Origin of the sequence: Thalassobaculum litoreum DSM 18839, from assembly GCF_900102465.1 — a bacterium.
GTDB lineage: Bacteria > Pseudomonadota > Alphaproteobacteria > Thalassobaculales > Thalassobaculaceae > Thalassobaculum > Thalassobaculum litoreum.
Genome location: NZ_FNBW01000022.1, coordinates 1 through 17,719, shown reverse-complemented (window position 1 = coordinate 17,719; position 17,719 = coordinate 1). Strand labels below are relative to the sequence as shown.

The window sequence follows — 17,719 nt, the reverse complement described above, 5'->3', positions numbered from 1 at the left end:
CACCGCAGCCGCCGCAAGACACGGAGTCGCGCCGGTCCGTGTGCAGCGCAAGGGTCAGCCCCAGTGGTCGCGGGGCAAGCCGTCCGGCGCCATCACCGGGTCCAGGCTGAAGTAAAGCACGCCGATGGTCATCGCGATGCCCGTGCCGCCGGCGGTGATCGGACAGTGGACGCTCTGATAGGTGCGCCACGACTTGTCGACCGCCCAGATCACATACCCCCGGCGGAACACCGGACGTCCCTCGCGCGCCGGTCGACGAAACGTGTCCAGCACCTTTTGCTGGGCGCCGCTGTAGTTGCTCTCCATCACGGTCCGGCCGGTGTAGTCGCGGTTGAGGAACCCGGTGACCGCCGTCCCCACCAGACGGTAACGGAAATCCGCCGCGTCCTCGAGCATATCCATGATGATCACATGGCCGAACCAGGGGGCGAGTTCCTCAAACTCGAAATCGGCCCGGTCCGGGACTGCACGCGATCCCCGCTTGCCGTGCCAAAGGTCCGCGAAGCCGGCGACCATGGGGTGGTCGCAGTGATCGACGACGTCGTGCTCGCGTGAGTCGTCGAAGGAGCCTGCCTGCGATGAACGCTTGAGTGATTTCATCTGGACTCCCGACCGTGCGCACCCCCTCGCGCACCAAACTGCCGATGGGAAGAGGACGTCCTGACTCTAAGGACTGTTCCTTAACGCGGCGTTACTCCACCCGTTCCACCCGTGCGCTCGGGCCTCAGTCTTCGAGGTCCACGAGACGGGGACGCAGCCGCGTCCGCACCGGCTCCAGCGAGACCAGGCAGCCCAGCGCCATAGCCGAACGCCGTATGGCTTCGTATTCCCCCATCAACATCATGACAGGCATACAAACACTACAAAGAACTCGTTCACATCGCATCGAGTCAACGTGATGATTACCACGAATCAATTCTGAGACTCTCCCCGATATTTACCTCATAGTTTTGGCGGGAGACGCATTCGGGGGATCGCGGCCTCAAAGACTCGACACCGACAGACGACGGGAGTGCCAGCACCTTTTCGGTGCCTGCCTTCCCTCCCGTCTGTCGGTCCGCATCTTCCCCGATGTCGTGCACCGCTATGAGTCCGGGGGGATGGGACCATGGGGAACTGGTCGGTGGCGATCGTCGACAGCGGCGTGACCTACGAGACGGAGGCCGTCTACGGATACAGCATTTTCGATTACGACTATTACGGCGGCGACAGCGATACCGACGGCGGCAGGATCAGCTCGCACGGCTCCCGGGTCGCCGAGGCGGTCGAGGTGACAAATGGGCAGCTCGAACGCCTCGACCTGCAGATCTCGAACAACAGCGGCTCGGTGATCTCCAGCATCGCCATCCGCAACGCCCTGCACGACGTCAACAATCTGGCGAACGAAGGCTGGCAGATCGGCTCGGTGAACATGAGCTTCGGCGGATACTCCTCCTATTGGACGAGTTATTTCCGCTCGCAGATCTCCCTGCTGCACGACCAGGGCATCTACTCGGTCGCCGCTTCGGGTAACGGGGGATACCGGACCTATCTCGAGTATCCCATGTATCCGGCCCGCTTCGCCAACGTGCTGTCCGTCGGCAGCCATGACGGCCACGGCAACCCGTCCTGGTTTTCCCAGAACTACGGTGGCGGCGTCCACATCCTCGCCGACGGCGAGAGCTTCCCCAATCAGGGCGATTTCGGCACCAGTTTCGCCGCGCCGCAGGTCGCCGCGACCGTCGCGACGATGCAGGCGCTGGTCCAGGCCACCACCGGCAACCGGCTGAGCTTCGATGAGGTCGTCGATGCCCTGCAGCAGGGCGGCCACGGTCCACGCTCCGCCGCTGATCCGGCCGACCATCAGACCACCTACTACCTGCTCGATCACGCGGGATCGGTGACCTACACCCTCGCCGCCCATGTGGACCCGAACGTCTCCTGGCTCGAATACATCGCCTCATATTCGGATCTGGAGGCGGCATTCGGACGCGACATCGTCGCCGCCCGCGACCATTTCATCCATAACGGCGTGTGGGAGGGCCGCATCGCCGAGTTCGACGGGTTGGAATACCTGGCCTCCTACGCCGACCTGCGGGCGACCATGGGGACAGACCGGCAAGCGGCCGCCAGCCACTACCTCGACAGCGGTCGCTCGGAGGGGCGCAACGTCACCTTCGACGCCGACGAATACCTGGCCGCCAATCCGGACCTGGCGGCGGTGTTCGACGGTGACCGCGATAGAGCGACGGAACACTACATCACCGCCGGCGCCGCCGAAGGACGTCCCACGAGCGGCCAGGGACTGTCGCATGCCGGCTTCGCCCCGGAGGCGGAGGACGGCACCGAGTTGTCCCGCTCGACGGCGACCCATGGCCATGTCGGCGTCGGTCAGTCGGCGAGCGCGTCGATCGGCGCCGACGGTGACCGGGACTGGTACGCGACCGAGCTGACCGCCGGACAGACCGTGGTGGTCCAGCTGCGCGGCGCGTCCGGCGAGGGCGGGACGCTCTTCGACCCGGATCTGTTCGTCTATGATGCCGACGGCCACTACATGGCCTACGACTTCGACGGCGGTGCCGGCCGCGATGCGCACCTGGCCTTCACCGCGCCCGTCGCCGGGACCTACTACCTGGAGGTCGACGGCTATCTGGGACATACCGGCAGCTATACGCTGGAACTGACCCAGGCAACGGCCGCCTCCATGGACGACCTCGCCGCCGGGGTGGATCTGGCCGACCGCGATCCGGCGACCTTCGCCGATGTTCAGGTCGCCCTGCTCTCCGACGGCCCGCTCTCCACCGATCCTTTCGGGCTGCTCTGAGCCGCCGCCGCCGGCGATCCTGGATCAGGCCGTCATATCGCGGACCCGTTCCGGGCCGAACACCACGCTGACCACCGTTCCCTTGCCGGGCTCGCTCTCCAGCCCGACTTCGGCGCCGTGAAGTTCGGCCAGCATCTTGACGAGGTAGAGCCCGAGACCGGTTCCCTCGGCCTGGGACAGCGCCGGGTTCCGGGCCCGGGTGAACGGCTCCCAGATGGTCTTCTGATCCTGCGGGTCGATGCCCGCACCCGTATCGGCCACCGCCAGGGAGAGCGCCCCGTCGGCAGCAGGTTCAAGCCGGACCACCGCCTGCCCGCCGTGGGGCGTGAACTTCAGGGCGTTGGAAACCAGGTTGGTGAGGATCTGGCGGATCGCCTTCGCGTCGGCGTAGAGCGCCGGTACCTCGTCCGGTACGTCGATCTGCAGGCTGACCCCCTTGCGGTCGGCCTCGACCCCGAGCACCGTCTTGATCGAGGCGATCTCGCGGGCGATGTCGACCCAGCTTTCGTTGATCTCGAAGCCGCCGCTCTCGATCTTCGACAGGTCGAGCAGGTCGTTCACCAGGGCCAGCAGGTGCTGGCTGCTCTCGTGAATGATCTCGGCATATTCCTGCTCGCGGGTCTTCTCCTGGTTCGCACGGTGCTGCAGTTTCAGGATCTGCGAGAAGCCGATGATGGCGGTGAGCGGCGTGCGGATCTCGTGGCTGATACGGGCAAGGAACGCACTCTTCGCCCGGGTCGCGTGCTCGGCGCGCTGCAGGGCAGAGCGAACCTGCTGATCGCGGTTCACCAGATCCGAATTCGCGTCCGCCAGATCCTGCGCGCGCGATACCAGCGCATGCTGAGCCTGCATCGCCCGGGTGATCACCACCGCGCCCGCAGCCAGCGCCAGGATCAGCAGCACGACCGCCGGCACGGCGAGGTCCCGCAGGGCGTCGAGCCCCGCCTTCGGGGGCTCCCAGTCGAGGATGGCCACCTCGGTTCCGTCCGACCGGAAAAGATGCACCGCCTGCTCGGAGGCCGTCTCCAGATCGAAGACGATCCGCAGGTCGCTCAGCGCGAAGCGCTCGGCGGTACGGGCCAGCCAGGCGTCGTCCAGCGGCCGCAACACGATCAGGATCGGACGCGGGCGCGGCTCCAGTTCTTCCAGTGTCGGCTTCTCCGGCGTGATCGCCGCGACACCGGCGACGTACGGCCCCATCGCCGTGCGCACCAGACAGGGCAGCCCATCCGGATTGTCCATTGGCGACGCCCGCGCCTGCCCGATTACCGCCGCCAGGTCTCCCACCACCCGCCCGGCAGTGTCGTCGGGGAAGGCGGGCCGATCCGGATGGGTCCAGGAAAAGGCAACGCCGTCAGCCTCATCGATGACGATCGTACCGGTGACCCCGAAGGTTTCCGAGATGTAGGTACCGAGATCGTTCTCCGCCCAGGGTCGGTCCAAATCGACCAGAACGTTCTCTATCGTCACATCCCAATAGGCATAGTCCTTGGCCAAAAGACCCATGTCGCGCGTGACATCCTCGATGGCGGTGCGCGCCAGGCGGTTGGAGGAGCGCGCCGCGGTCCGGTCGATCTCGACAACCGCAAGCCACAACGCGCCGCCCGCGAGCGCCACCGCAAACAGCACCAGCGCGCCGACCGGAACGAACAGCCTCCATGCGGGCGAGCCGGTCGCCCGAGTCACCCTAGCTTGGTCCCCGTTATTGCCTGTCACTGCTGACTCTTCCATCCTCGCCCCATGCCCCGACGCTACCATCGCGATGAGAACCGGCAAAGCGCCGCAGCGTTTGTGAGATTCCGCACATTTCAGGTCATTGCCTTGAAGATCGTCGCCCGTGCCCGGCACCCGTCGGCACGCTTAGGACCCGCGTGCACAGGGCGCCGGACATACCGTCGAGGGTCCATCAGATCGGCGGCGACGAGGCCCCGCCTCGCCTAACCGCCGGCAGGCCCATTCTGCGATCGACGGTCGATAACGAGCCTTAGGAAAGCTTATGCTCGGACAGGAAGTCCGGCTTGAAGACGAGACCGTGGCCGGGCCGTTCCGGCGGGGTGTAGACGCCTGCCTGCGGCAAGATCGGCTCCACCCAGGCATCCTCCATCCAGTCGACGTATTCGATCCAGTGCGGATTGGGGATCGCCGCCATCAGGTGGACCATCAGTTCCGGGAAGAGGTGCGGCGCGATCCGCATGCCCGAGGTCTGCGCCATCGCCGCGATGCGCCGAAGCTCGGTGAAGCCGCCGCGCATCACGTCGGGCTGCAGGATCGGGATCTTGGGATGGGCGAAGAACGGCCGCAGGTCGTAGCGGGTGAAGTGGGTCTCCCCACCGACCACCCGCAGGTCCAGCGCGTCGGCGATGCGGAAATATCCCGCGGTGTCCTCGCAGTCGACCGGCTCCTCCAGCCAGTACACGCCGTGATCCTGGAACCGCCTGCCGACGGCGATCGCCTGGTCGGCCGTCCAGCCCATGTTCACGTCGATGCAGATCTCCGTCCCCTCGCCCAGGGCGGTGCGCATGGCGGCGACATGGGCGATGTCGGTGCGGTCGTCGTAGAGATGGCCGGCCTGCATCTTGATCGCCTTGAAGCCGCGCTCGACATAGCGCTTGGCCTTGTCGACCATGCCGTCGCCGCCGAGGCCGCGCCAGCAGCCGCTGCCATAGGCCTCCAGCCGCTTCGCCGATCCGCCCCACAGCCGGAACAGCGGCAGCCCGGCCAGTTTCGCCGTGGCGTCCCACAGGGCGATGTCCAGGGCCGACTGGGCCATGACCGTGATGCCCATGCGACCGATCCAGTAATTCGCGCGCCACAGCTCCTCCCACAGCGCCTCGACCTCGGTCACGTCGCGGCCCAGCGCGTGGGGTTTGACCAGTTCCTCGATACAGGCGGCGATGGTCTCCAGCCCGCCGTTGAGGATCTGCAGATACCCCATGCCGACCACCCCTCCGGCGGTCTCAACCTCCACGACGATCAACTCGCGCAGCCGGCTGTAGCTCGGCGACCAGCGCGGCGGGTCGATCCACGGCGCGCGCAGCTTATGCACCCGGATATCGGCGATCCTGCGATCGGTGGCGGACATCCCTCTTCCTCCCACTGCTTATCTATTTTGCGATCAGGATAGGCGGGCGCGCGGACGGGCTCTACCCCCGCTCGTAGCGCGCTGGTACCGTCGCCCGCCGATCCGCGATGCAAGACGGGCGGCGGTCCAGGGGCAGGAAACCGAGGAGGAAGAGGGATGAACCAGGCAACCGTGCTCGCCCAGGTGGCGCGGAGCTTCGCCGGCCGGCCGGCTTTGTCATTGGGCACCGAGACGCTCTGCGACTATGCAAGCTTCGCCGAACGGGTGGCACGCCTCGCCGGCGGTCTGCGGGAACTCGGCCTTCAGGACGGCGACCGGGTGGCGCTGGTCATGAAGAACAGCCCGGAGTGCTGGGAATCCCTTTACGCGATCTGGCATGCGGGGCTGGCGGCGGTGCCGGTCAACGCCAAGCTGCATCCCAAGGAACACGCCTTCATCCTGGAGAATTCCGGCAGCCGGGCCTGCCTCGCCACCCCGGAGCTGGCCGCCGACCTCGCCGGCATCCGCGGCGAGACCCCGGCGCTGGAGCACCTGATTTCCACCGACAGTGCCGACTACGCATCGCTCGGCGCGGGCAAGCCGGCCGCGCTGGCCGACACCAAGCCGACCGAACTCGCCTGGCTGTTCTACACCTCGGGTACCACCGGGCGGCCGAAAGGCGCGATGCTGACCCACCGCAACCTGATGTCGGCGGTGATGAACTATTACGGCGACGTGGACACCATCCTGCCGACCGACAGCATCATCCACTCCGCGCCGATGAGCCACGGCTCCGGTCTCTACGGCCTGCCGCACGTGGCCCATGGCGCCAATACGGTGGTGCCGAAATCCGGCGGCTTCGACGTGGCCGAGACCCTGGCGCTGATCGAGCGCTGGCCGGGCGTCTCGTTCTTCTTCGCGCCGACCATGGTCACCCGGCTGATCAACACGCCGAACATCGACAAGGCGGACCTGTCGAACCTGAAGACCATCGTCTATGGCGGCGCACCGATGTATCTGGAGGACGTCAAGCGCGCGCTGGCAGTCCTGGGTCCGAAGTTGGTGCAGATCTATGGACAGGGCGAGGCACCGATGACCATCACCGGCCTGCCCAAGCATATCTTCACCGACACCGGCCACCCGCGCTACGAGGCCCGGATCGGCTCCACCGGCTTCCCGCGGACAGACGTGGAGGTCCGCGTGGTCGACGAGGACGGCAAGGACGTGCCGGTCGGCGAGCCCGGCGAGGTGATCTGCCGCGGCGATGTGGTCATGGTCGGGTACTGGAACAATCCGGAAGCCACCGCGTCGTCCCTGCGCGACGGCTGGCTGTGGACCGGCGATGTCGGCAGCTTCGACGAGGAGGGTTTCCTCACCCTGAAGGACCGCTCCAAGGACGTGATCATCTCCGGCGGCACCAACATCTACCCGCGGGAGGTGGAGGAGGTGCTGCTGCGCCATCCGGCCGTGCTGGAAGCCGCGGTGATCGGCCGCGAGCACCCCGACTGGGGCGAGGAGGTGGTGGCCTTCGTGCGCCCGCATCCGGGCCAGACGGTGACGCCGCCCGAACTCGACACCCTGTGCCTGGAGAACATCGCCCGGTTCAAGCGGCCGAAGGAATATCTCCTGGTGGACGACCTGCCGAAAAACAACTACGGCAAAATCCTGAAAACCGAACTCCGCAAACTGGCCGCGCCCGCGGCCGACTAACCGAACGGGAACCCGCATGGACAATACGCCCTGGGGCTGCGACAGCGATTACGGTGTGCTGCGCGACGTCGCCCTTCGCTCGCCTGAGCATTTCGGCTGGTTCGGCGCCAACGCGGTCGCCAAGGAGACCCTGCGCAAGGGCATCACCTTCGACGCCAAGCTCGCCGCCGACCAGCACGCCGCCTTCGTCGCGGCGTTCGAGGATGCCGGCGTGCGGGTGCATATGGTCGACCCCGACCCGGCCCTGCGCTACCACGTCTATACCCGCGATCCGGCCATCGTGACCCCCTGGGGCGTGCTGATAGGCCAGATGCAGCGCGAGCAGCGCCGCGGCGAGGTCGCCCCGACCGTCCGCTTCCATCAGAAGACCGGCATCCCGATCTGGAACTGGGTGACCGCCGGCTCGCTGGAGGGCGGCGACGTCCACCTTCTGCGCCCTGGTGTGGCCGCCATCGGCATGTCCGGCAACCGCACCACCAAGGAGGGCGCCGAGCAGGCCAAGGCCTGGTTCGAGGCTGAGGGCTGGGAGTGCCGGATTGTCCCGATCGCCGAACACTTCCTGCACCTGGACCTGCTGATTTCCATGGTGACCGAGTCCCTGGCGCTGGTCTGTACCGACGTGGTCGAACCGGAAATCGTGAACTGGCTGGCCGAACTCGGCATCAAGGCGGTGCCGACGACCTATGCCGACGCCATGCGGCTCGCCGGCAACTGCCTGTCGCTCGGCGACGACCGGGTTATCTCGTCGGCGGAAGCCGAAACGGCCAACGCGCAATTGCGCAGTCTCGGCATCAAAGTATACGATCCTGCCCTGACGATGTTCACGCTCGCGGGCGGCGGGCCGAGATGTCTGTCGCAGCCACTCAGGAGAGAGTCCGTCAAGGCAGGCTGAACCGGTCTCTTCGTCGTCCCCGCCGCGCCTCGGCCCGGTAGGGGCGGCCTCGGTCCGGCGCCAAGCACCCGCCTCAAGAGGACAGTCACCCGCCGATGGTATCGAAGAGCCTCAGGATCGACCGTACCTCCTTCACCGAACTGGTGGAGAAGCACGAGCGCTATCTTCAGAATCCGAAGTCGGGCGAGCGCATCAACCTGATGGATGCCACCCTGACCGGCATTCAGGCGACGGATATCGACATCCACAATTCGGCCTTCACCGGCGGCATCTTCATCAACTGCTCCTTCTGGCGGGTGAATTTCCAGGAGGCCAATTTCGAACTCTGCGACATGAGCGTGTGCACCTTCGAGGGTTCCAACATGCGCAATGCCGACATGCGCGGCGTGCGGATGAAGGGCTCGAACATGAAGAAGGTCGACCTCAGCGGCGCCGATCTCGGCCCGGCCACCTCCGCTCTGCCGGGTGTGCAGGAGAATGCCGATCTCAGCGACGCCGACCTGGAGCGCGCCGAACTGCGCAAGGCGGTCCTCGCGGGCGCCAACATGCGCCGCGCCAACCTGTTCGAGTGCAACCTGGAAGGGGCGGTCCTGAAGGACGCGAGCCTGGAGGATGCCAATCTCTCCGGCGCCAACCTGAGCGGTGCCGATCTCTCGGGCGCCAAGCTGAAGGGCGCGCATCTGCGCAACGCCAAGCTGGTGGGCGCCAATCTGGAGGGTGCCGATCTGGAGGGTGCGAAGGGGTTCTTCGGCCTAGCCGAGCTCGACGCGCCGACCCAGGGCAAGCTCGCCGCGCATATCGAATGGGTGATGAGCGAAGGCCGCGAGGGCCAGCGCGCGATCCTCAAAGGCGCGAAGTTCATCAAGAAGAACCTCGCCTATATCGAGCTCACCTGCGCCGACCTGTCCGGGGCGGATCTGAGGTTCAGCAACCTGACCGGCGCCTATCTCGCCGGGGCCGACCTGCATGGCGCCGATCTTACCGGAGCCACGATGACCGAGGCCGATCTGCGCGGCGCCGACCTGACCGGCGCGGTGCTGGAAGGGGTCGATCTGAGCGACGCTCAGACCAAGGAGCTGATCGTGCGGTCGCGCAACGGCACCACGAAGCTGAAAACCCGCATCGACGTCTATCCCTGACCCCTTCCGGCCCTGACCCCGCCGGTCGAACCGAATCTCGCGACCCGCGCCGCCCTCGCATCCAGTCTCGCGCGAAGACGGCGGCTTTATCTTTTCCCTAAGGTTGAATACTATCGTCTTCAAGTGGACGAACTGAGGGGCAGTCGAATGAACGGCGGGCCTGCAGATCGCGACGAGCCGGACCCGACCCCGCCTAGCGAGCGGCGCCATGCAGACCGTGTCCGGTTACACGGCTACGCCTTCAAGACCGGCAATGCCGCCTACCGGGTGCTCGACATCTCCCTCGGTGGTCTGCGCATCGCCTATGGCGAGACGGAGAAGCCTGCACCGCCCGGCTCCGAGATGGTCGGCGTGCTGACCGGCGGCCCCGCACGACCCCTCACCCTGAACACCGAGATCGTCTGGGTCGACAGGAACGCCCGTCAGATCGGCTGCACCTTCCCGGTCCTTGGCCACAACATCGCCGGCGACCTGCTGGAGATCCTGCTATAGAGCGCGACCGGTTCAGAGCGAAGCGGTCTGGACAGAGAGTCGCCCTCTAACACCATAGAGTTAATGCAATTTCACACGGGTGGATGCTTCCAGCCGATCGTGATTTGCTCGACCGCTACTCGATCATCCGCTCCAGCGCGTCCAGTCGGTCGGCCTCTCCGGCCGGCTTGTCCCAGCGGATCCGAGAGATCCGGGGAAAGCGCATCGCCACGCCGGACTTGTGCCGCGTCGACCGGTGGACGCTGTCGAAGGCCACCTCCAGCACCAGCCCGTGGGATACCTCGCGCACCGGGCCGAAGCGCTTCACCGTGTGGTCGCGCACCCATTTGTCGAGCTGCTTCAGCTCCTCGTCGGTGAAGCCGAAATAGGCCTTGCCGACCGGCACCAGCTCGCCCGCTCCGCTGTCCGGGTTCTGCCGCCACGTACCGAAGGTGTAGTCGGAATAATAGGAGGAGCGTTTGCCGTGACCGCGCTGGGCATACATCAGCACCGCGTCGACGGTCAGCGGCCCGCGCTTCCATTTGTACCAGAGCCCCTTGGGGCGGCCGGCCACGTAAGGGGCGTCGCCCCGCTTCAGCATCAGCCCCTCGGTGGCCGTGCCCCGCGCGCTCACCCGCAGCGTTTCAAGGTCGTCCGCCCCTTCGAAGGAGACCAGGTCGGACACGTCCATGCGCTGCGGCGCCTCGCGGGCGAAGAAGGACTCCAACCGCTGCCGCCGGTCGTCGAACGGCAGCTCGCGCAGATCCTCCTCGCCGTCGAACAGGATGTCGTAGAGTCGCACGAAGGCAGGGTATTTTTTCAGCATGGGTGCGCTGACCGTTTTGCGGTTCAGCCGCTGTTGCAGCTCGTTGAACGGCCGCACTTCGCCGCCGGCGACCACCAGCAGCTCGCCGTCCAGCACGCCCTGGAAGGTGACATGGTCGAGAATGTCGGGGAAGGTCGCGCCGATATCGTCGCCGGTGCGGGAATACAGCCGCACCTCGCCGCCGCGCGCGGCGATCTGCACCCGGATGCCGTCCCATTTCCATTCGGCCCGGAACTGCGTCAGGTCCAGCGCCTGCGCCTCGCCCTCCTCCAGCGGATGCGCCAGCATGGGTGGTCGGAAGATCGGTCGGTCCTCCAGGTCGGGCCGTTCGGCGCGGCCGTCGAGCCAGGCAAACAGCTCCTCATAGGGTGGCTCCAGCCCGTGCCACAGCTCCTCGATCTCCGCTGGATCGACGCCGCCATAGTCGGCCATTGCCACCTTCGCCAGCCGGGCCGACACCCCCACCCGCAACCCGCCGGTGATCAGCTTCAGCAGCGCCCAGCGACCGGTCGCGTCCAGCGGGTCCAGCCACTCCTCGACGACATCCGCCGCTTCGGCCCGCTTGGCGGCGTGCAGCCGCTCCACCACCTCGGTCAGCGACGGCCAGTCCCGGTTGGTCGGCCGCTGCGGCCAGATCAGCGCCGTGGTCTCCGCCAGGTCGCCGACATAGTCGTAGGACCAGCCGAACAGCACGGGATCGACTCGGCGCATGGCCAGCTCGCGCACCGCGCCCGCCTTCACCCCCTTGAAGCCTAGCCCGCCGGTCAGCGCCGCCAGCGCCCAGCCCCGGTCCGGGTCGGGCGCGCTGCGGAAATAGGCGACCAGAAGCGCCAGCTTCGCGTTGCGCGACGGGGTGTAGATCAGCCGGTCCAGCAGCTCGGCGAAGGGTTTCATACCGTCTGTCCCGTCACTGCCCCTCCTCCTCGTAGCCGACCAGGGCAAGCGCCCGCGCCTTGTATCCGCGCGCCGAGGCGGCATGCATCAGCGCCTCCTCGCTGCCATGGGTGATCCAGATCTCCGGCGCGCCCACGTCATCGAAGGTGTCAAGCAGCTCGTCCCAGTCGGCATGATCGGAGATGATCAGCGGCAGCTCGACGCCGCGCTGCCGGGCGCGCTGGCGGACCCGCATCCAGCCGGACGCCATGCACACCACCGGGTCCGGCAGCCGGCGGCCCCAGCGGTCGGCGATGGCCGAGGGCAGGGCCAGCACGATCTCGCCCTTGAACTCGTCGCGCGCCACGCCCTTCTGCCCGGCCGTCGCCGGCAGCAGCTCGCCCAGCTCGACGCCATGGTCGCGGTACAGGTCGCAGAGCGCCTGGAGCGCGCCGTGAATGTAGATCGGCCGCTGCCATCCCGCCTGCCGCAGCAGGGCGATCAGGCGCTGCGCCTTGCCCAGCGCATAGGCGCCGATGACGTGGCAGCGCTCCGGGAACAGGGCGACGCTGTCGAGCAGCTTGGCGATCTCGGCGCGGTCGTCGGGATGGCGGAACACCGGCAGGCCGAAGGTCGCCTCGGTGACGAACACGTCGCAGGGCACCGGCTCGAAAGCGGCGCAGGTGGGGTCGGCCCGGCGCTTGTAGTCGCCGGAGACGACGATGCGCGCGCCCTTGTACTCCAGGCACGCCTGGGCGCTGCCGAGTACGTGACCGGCCGGGTGGAGGCTTACCGTGACGTCGCCGATCTTCAGGCTTTCGCCGTAGCGGACGGCCTGCCGGCTCTGCTCCGGCTCCGCGCCGTAGCGGGCGGTCATGATCGCCAGGGTCTCCGGGGTTGCGGCGACGGCGCCATGGCCGGCGCGGGCGTGGTCGGCATGACCGTGGGTGATCACCGCCCGGTCCACCGGCCGCACCGGATCGACATAGAACCCGCCGGGCACGCAGAAGAGGCCCTGCGGGCGGATTTCAATCCAGGTCTGGGGATGGGGGGCGGCGATGCTGGCGGTCATGGGCGCAAGGGTAGGCCGTCCCCGGCCCCCGTCAACGGCGGCCGCTCACCGCACCGCCGCCGGTCTCTCACGTTGCCGAGGCGCGCCTTGCGGCCGAGACAGCCGACGTGATGGCAATGCATGCGGTCGGCGGCAGACCCAGCGGGCCGAGCTCGGCGATCACCAATTTCGCATCACGACATTTTCGCGGGTGCGGAACTCGCGGGAGGCCTCCCGAAGCTCTTCCGCCACCGATTGGCCCGGTCCAGATCGCGGGCGGTCATAGCCGCCAAGGCTGTCTCGGGCGTGTGGTCGTAGTCGGCCTGCGCACCGGCGGCGAGTGCCGCGATCCGCATCGTGTACCAGGCGGTGATGCCGCCCGGCGGTAGCGGGCCGGTAAATCTCGGAAAGGCCGGATCCTCGCCCGGTTCCTCCAGCCAGTGCCGCGGCAGTTCCGGATCCAGCACGAAGCCACGGGCCGCCCCGACCACGTCGACCATTCCCGCGCTTATCGCCGCCAGGGCCTGACCTCGCGTCTTGAAGCCTCCCGCCGCCATGACCGGCACGGCGACCTCCGACCGGACCCGCCGGCAGAAGCCATGAACCCCGCCGCCGTCGCCCTCCGAGGAGGACGGCGCGCCCGGGAAATAGGTTCCCTCGCTGATCTCCAGCAGATCGACCCCCCGAGCGTCCAGGGTCCGTGTTGATGGACACTAGGTTTTAGAGGACCCGGACCGTTCCGCCCTAACCCGGCCTGAACCCGAAAAATGGCGGCGGCGCAAGGCATTGGAGGGCAGGTGTCACCCCCGGGCGGCCGCGGCGGGTTCTGGAGTAAATCCGGCGATCTCGCGCCTGATCGCGCCGGACAGGCGGTATTTAAGCGTTCGGCGCATAAACGTTCAAGCGGCGTTTAAATCCAGGCGTTCTGCGGGTTAAGCCGTCATTAAGTGGCGCCGACACCCTCTCGCAGCGGTGTCTCAAGGTGGGAACTGCGCCCATCTGCGGCGCTCTCAGTTCCCACCTTCCGTCAAAGTATTGGTGCAAAACAACTTTCAGAGCGTCGCGGCGCCGTTGCGATGGAATCAAGGTGGGAACTGATTCTCCGCCGCCCCAGCCGCTCAGAACATCCGACCCACCCACCTTACCCGACCGATGATCACGAGCTCCTCGGCGCGCTGACGCGAGAGGTGTTCGGGCTCGTAAAGGTCGCGGTTGTCGCTAATCAGGTCGACGCCGTCGAAGGTGAACCGAAGCCGCTTGATGAAGGCGGTGTCTCCAAGGGCGAAGGCCACAATCCCATCGCGAGGCTCGCGCCGGTGCTGGTCGAGGAGAACCAGATCGCCATCCCCTATCGTCGGCTCCATCGAATCGCCCCGCGCCTCAAGGATGACCAGGCCATCGGCGCTGTTCCGTCCAAGCTTGTGGGTGATGAAGTTGCGGGTGAACGGGATGTGATCCAGCAGTCGCGCCCGCTCATTGAATGACCCCGCGCCGGCAGCCAGGGCTGCGTCATAGCGCGGAATCAGAACGACCTCATCGGATTCGGTGTGCTCGATCACGGAGGCGGCCCCGCCCGAATCGGCAGTCGGCACATAACGCGAGGGTGCGGCCTGAAGCGGCGCCTTGTGCTGCTTTGACGGTGCCGTCAACAACCGTCGGTCCGACGGGCTCTTAACGCCTTGGCGGCGGTAAAGCTCTAAGAGCTGGTCGTTCAAATCAAGAAAATCTTGCAGAGTATTAAGAAACTCTAAGAGTGAATTTGCCTCGTCTGTATTTGTGCCTGAGGACCGTATGACGTTCTCAATGTACTCAATCTGCTCTCTTAATGCTTGCCGCTCAAAAACACAGTCGTTTTCACATCGGGCGCCGCCTGTTGCTAGCCACTCCACAGAAACGTTCGCGGCGTCCGCAATTGCGATCAAAGTAGGCAGCGTCGGGTCACCGCCATGCTCAAGCCTGTTTAATCCCGATTGAGAGACGCTTGCCTTCTTCGCAAACGAGGCCGCGCTCTTCTCCGAAGATAGGATCGCACGAAGCCGGCGATTGAAGCCCTGGCGGGCTTCGTCAGTGGAAAAACCACCCGGAACCTCTTTAATCGGTTCTATTTTCTCAAGTCTTTTCGTCATTAGAGCCAGATCCGATCTACAAACGCATATGCGATTGATCTGTTGCATCAAACGCATTTGCGGTTATCATCAACCTACGAACGCATATCGAGTCGCTCGAACTTGGCCGGCCCCTACAGGCCGGCCGCACCACAGGAGAAGCCCATGGCGAACCACCGCGCCGCGGACAAGGCTCCGGAAGAGATCCGGTTCCTATTGAACCGCAGGGGCCTGACCTTCGCTGACGTCGACCGCAAGTACGGTCTGACAATTGGGACAGCCAGAAACGCTCCACGTTACCCGCACCTGAATGGCGAGTTGGCGATCGCGGAGTGCCTCGGCATGTCGCCGCGCGAGATCTGGCCCAGCCGTTACGACCCGAGCACGGGAGAGCGCCTGAAGCCTCAACCCGGTTCGCACTATACGGATCGCCCGAAGTTTCGTCAGCAACGCCAGCGGAAGGTGGCCTGACATGGGTTTCGCGCGCTTGTTCAAGGGGCTTCAGCGCCCAGTCCAAGTCGACAATATCGACGCCAAAGTCCAGCGCGTCATACAGCGCATGCCCCGCCGCCGCGGCCCGCAATCCAAGCTCTGGTCCGACGGGGAGCTCCGGCGGACAGCTATCGAGTTCGCGCTTTCGGACCGAAGTCAGACTTACGACTTCATGGTCGCGGTTTTCGCAGAGCGATTTGGCCCCGATCGAGCGCCAAGCAAAGCCGCCCTCTGTAGGTTTGTTAGGCATATCGACGCCCTGCGCGTATCTGGGGCGCTCGACTGATGGCGCGCTGTATGACGCGTCCGCGCATCGTTCGTCGCCCTGGTCGATCCACGACATCGTTCAACGACCAGAAGGCGGCCCAGGATCATGTGAAGGCGGTACGAGCGCATCGCGAAAGATCTCGGAGGCTCGCTCAGTCGCCAGCCGATGAAACCCTATCGCCACATGGTGCTGAAGCACCGAGCGGTCAGGGTCGCCCTGACGATCAAGGGCATCGGTGAACCCGGTCATGCGCTCCAACACCCATTCGGCACGTTCCGGCGCCAGCGCCCCGCCGCGCACCAACTCCGCCATCAAGAGTCCGAAGGCCACGCACCAGGTCGTGGTCGCCTCTAGCGCCAAGTCGTCGTCGATAACCATGCCCTCAACTCCTGCATTCGTTGGTCGTATGCGCATAGTCCGCGATCCCGTCTTGATAGACAGCGTCAAAACGGGGGGGGTGTCGTGACAGTGGCCGGCTCAGACCAGATCCACACGATCCCTCTCGACCAGATCGACGTCGTCGACCGGCTGCGGGCGGTCGACCCTGCCCATGTCGCCGCAATCGCCGAAAGCATCCGAGACATCGGGCAGAGCCAACCGATCGAGGTTCGCAAGGCGCCCGGCAGCGAGAAGCTGCTCCGCGATCGGTACATCCTGGTGTCCGGCGCTCACCGCATCGAGGCGGTGCGCGGCCTCGGGCGTATCGACATCCAGGCCCGTATCGTCACCGCGACCGACGATGAAGCCCGGCTGCGCGAGATCGACGAGAACCTTGCGCGCCACGACCTGAACCCACTGGACCGCGCGACCTCATATGCCTTGCGCAAACAGTATTACGAGAAGCTGTATCCAGGGGCGGTTCAGGGCGCAGCTGGCCTGCAAGCCATTGAAAAAGCCCAAACGGCAAAAATTGCCGTTTGGTCGCCTGTGCTCTCCTTCGCCGCTGCAACCGCTCGGTCCACTGGCCGCGCCGAGCGCACAGTGCGGCGCGCCGTCGATATGTACGACCGCCTGGCGCCAAAGGTCCGTGCCCGTATCGCCGGCACGCGGATTGCCTGTCAGGAAGGCGAGTTGTTCCGGCTTTCCAGGCTGACAGTCGAGGAGCAGGCGCAGGCGGTCGAGCTGATGTTGACCGAGGGCGGCCCGCGCAAGGTAGCAGACGCCACCGCAGCCATCCGAGGCCAGCGCCTCACATTCCACCAGCCCGATGGCGACAAATCCAGCCGTGCCGCCGAGCGCGACGTCGCTCGCCTCGCCACTTGGCTGCGTCGGGCCCCTAAGCGGGTCCGCAATATGTTCTTTGCGCTCATCCGTGACGAGTTCGTCGCGTGGCTGGCCGAGCGCGACCAGCCGGAGGACGACGGATGATCGACCTCCGCGATCGCCACCAGCTTGTCCGTCACCGCCGAACCGGCGGTTATCCTGTGATCCTCGCCGATCCCAACTGGCCCTTCGACACGCACAGCGAGAAGGGCCAGGGAAAGAGCCCGAGCCGGCATTACGACACCATGTCGATCGGCGAGATCTGCAGCGTCGACGTCAGCCTTCTCGCGGCCAAGGACGCCACGCTGTTCCTGTGGGTGACCTGGCCGCACATGCCGTCCTGGACGCGCGTGATCGAGGCCTGGGGCTTCGAGTATGCCGGCCTCGCCTGGGAATGGCGGAAGTACAACCCGGAGACCGGCAAGTATGCCTTCGGTCCCGGCTACGGCACCCGCAAGAACCTGGAGCCGTGCCTGCTCTGCACCCGCGGCAACCCCCAGCTCCGCAAGCCGACTGCCTTCTTCGGCGACGTCGAGATCCCCGAGGGCGTTCACAGCGTCCGCGACTTCATCGACTGGTGGCCGCACGACGAGATCCGCTCTCCCCGGCGCGGCCATAGCCAGAAGCCGCCTAGCCAGTACGAGCGCATCGAGACGCTGTTCGACGGCCCGTATCTGGAGCTGTTCGCGCGCAACACCCGCCCCGGCTGGAAGTCCCTCGGCGACGAGGTCGCCAAATTCGGTGAGGTCGGATGATGGCCAAGGC

General features: G+C 66.1%; 16 protein-coding genes. 8 read left to right on the top strand and 8 right to left on the bottom strand.

Translation table 11 applies throughout. The features are described from left to right. Positions 1–54 precede the first annotated feature (54 nt). Positions 55–600 (bottom strand): PAS domain-containing protein, encoded by a 546-nt coding sequence (locus tag BLS34_RS23955; protein ID WP_093154463.1) that lies wholly within the window; start codon positions 598–600, stop codon positions 55–57. Between the two features lie 508 nt (positions 601–1,108). On the opposite strand from BLS34_RS23955, the gene BLS34_RS23950 reads away from it, so the two are divergent. Further along, complete coding sequence (locus BLS34_RS23950; protein ID WP_093154461.1) at positions 1,109–2,803, top strand: pre-peptidase C-terminal domain-containing protein; 1,695 nt, start codon at positions 1,109–1,111, stop codon at positions 2,801–2,803. 24 nt (positions 2,804–2,827) lie between these two features. Here BLS34_RS23950 and BLS34_RS23945 read toward each other — a convergent pair whose 3' ends face one another. Beyond that, positions 2,828–4,489, bottom strand: a complete 1,662-nt coding sequence (locus BLS34_RS23945) for a sensor histidine kinase (protein WP_175474367.1) — start codon at positions 4,487–4,489, stop codon at positions 2,828–2,830. A 298-nt stretch (positions 4,490–4,787) separates the two neighbouring features. Beyond that, complete coding sequence (locus tag BLS34_RS23940; RefSeq protein ID WP_093154456.1) at positions 4,788–5,885, bottom strand: mandelate racemase/muconate lactonizing enzyme family protein; 1,098 nt, start codon at positions 5,883–5,885, stop codon at positions 4,788–4,790. Between the two features lie 156 nt (positions 5,886–6,041). Here BLS34_RS23940 and BLS34_RS23935 point away from each other — a divergent pair, with 156 nt between their 5' ends. The 4 genes from BLS34_RS23935 (at position 6,042) to BLS34_RS23920 (ending at position 10,097) form a co-directional block, all read left to right on the top strand. Next, positions 6,042–7,574 carry an acyl-CoA synthetase gene (locus tag BLS34_RS23935; protein ID WP_093154453.1) on the top strand — a complete coding sequence of 511 codons (1,533 nt, stop codon included), beginning with the start codon at positions 6,042–6,044 and terminating at the stop codon, positions 7,572–7,574. Positions 7,575–7,590: 16 nt separating this feature from the next. Further along, a complete protein-coding gene (locus tag BLS34_RS23930; RefSeq protein ID WP_093154450.1) occupies positions 7,591–8,466 on the top strand; it encodes a dimethylarginine dimethylaminohydrolase family protein in 876 nt (291 codons plus the stop codon). 95 nt (positions 8,467–8,561) lie between these two features. Continuing rightward, the gene (locus BLS34_RS23925; protein WP_093154448.1) at positions 8,562–9,605 is read left to right on the top strand and encodes a pentapeptide repeat-containing protein; all 1,044 of its coding nucleotides are present in this window, start codon (positions 8,562–8,564) and stop codon (positions 9,603–9,605) included. Between the two features lie 147 nt (positions 9,606–9,752). Further along, a complete protein-coding gene (locus BLS34_RS23920) occupies positions 9,753–10,097 on the top strand; it encodes a PilZ domain-containing protein (protein ID WP_028795370.1) in 345 nt (114 codons plus the stop codon). Between the two features lie 115 nt (positions 10,098–10,212). Here the strand turns inward: BLS34_RS23920 and BLS34_RS23915 are convergent, their stop codons facing one another. From BLS34_RS23915 to BLS34_RS23900, 4 genes are all read right to left on the bottom strand, one after another. Further along, positions 10,213–11,796, bottom strand: coding sequence for a cisplatin damage response ATP-dependent DNA ligase (locus BLS34_RS23915; protein ID WP_093154445.1), 1,584 nt, complete (start codon positions 11,794–11,796; stop codon positions 10,213–10,215). A gap of 13 nt (positions 11,797–11,809) precedes the next feature. Continuing rightward, complete coding sequence (locus tag BLS34_RS23910) at positions 11,810–12,847, bottom strand: ligase-associated DNA damage response exonuclease (RefSeq protein WP_093154442.1); 1,038 nt, start codon at positions 12,845–12,847, stop codon at positions 11,810–11,812. 173 nt (positions 12,848–13,020) lie between these two features. Continuing rightward, entirely contained in the window at positions 13,021–13,392 is a 372-nt protein-coding gene (locus BLS34_RS23905; RefSeq protein ID WP_093154440.1) for a hypothetical protein, read from the bottom strand. A 552-nt stretch (positions 13,393–13,944) separates the two neighbouring features. Continuing rightward, positions 13,945–14,952 carry an XRE family transcriptional regulator gene (locus tag BLS34_RS23900; RefSeq protein WP_175474366.1) on the bottom strand — a complete coding sequence of 336 codons (1,008 nt, stop codon included), beginning with the start codon at positions 14,950–14,952 and terminating at the stop codon, positions 13,945–13,947. A gap of 144 nt (positions 14,953–15,096) precedes the next feature. Between BLS34_RS23900 and BLS34_RS23895 the strand changes: the two genes are divergently transcribed. Continuing rightward, complete coding sequence (locus BLS34_RS23895; protein WP_093154434.1) at positions 15,097–15,402, top strand: helix-turn-helix domain-containing protein; 306 nt, start codon at positions 15,097–15,099, stop codon at positions 15,400–15,402. 367 nt (positions 15,403–15,769) lie between these two features. Here BLS34_RS23895 and BLS34_RS23885 read toward each other — a convergent pair whose 3' ends face one another. Next, on the bottom strand, positions 15,770–16,069 hold the full coding sequence (locus BLS34_RS23885; protein WP_093154429.1) for a hypothetical protein: 300 nt from the start codon (positions 16,067–16,069) through the stop codon (positions 15,770–15,772). Between the two features lie 84 nt (positions 16,070–16,153). Here BLS34_RS23885 and BLS34_RS23880 point away from each other — a divergent pair, with 84 nt between their 5' ends. Both BLS34_RS23880 and BLS34_RS23875 read left to right on the top strand, forming a co-directional pair. Continuing rightward, positions 16,154–17,059 (top strand): ParB N-terminal domain-containing protein, encoded by a 906-nt coding sequence (locus tag BLS34_RS23880; protein ID WP_175474365.1) that lies wholly within the window; start codon positions 16,154–16,156, stop codon positions 17,057–17,059. Further along, positions 17,056–17,709: an MT-A70 family methyltransferase gene (locus tag BLS34_RS23875; protein ID WP_093154424.1), complete on the top strand. Its 654-nt coding sequence runs from the start codon at positions 17,056–17,058 to the stop codon at positions 17,707–17,709. Before BLS34_RS23880 ends, BLS34_RS23875 begins: the two co-directional genes overlap by 4 nt. Positions 17,710–17,719: the final 10 nt, after the last annotated feature.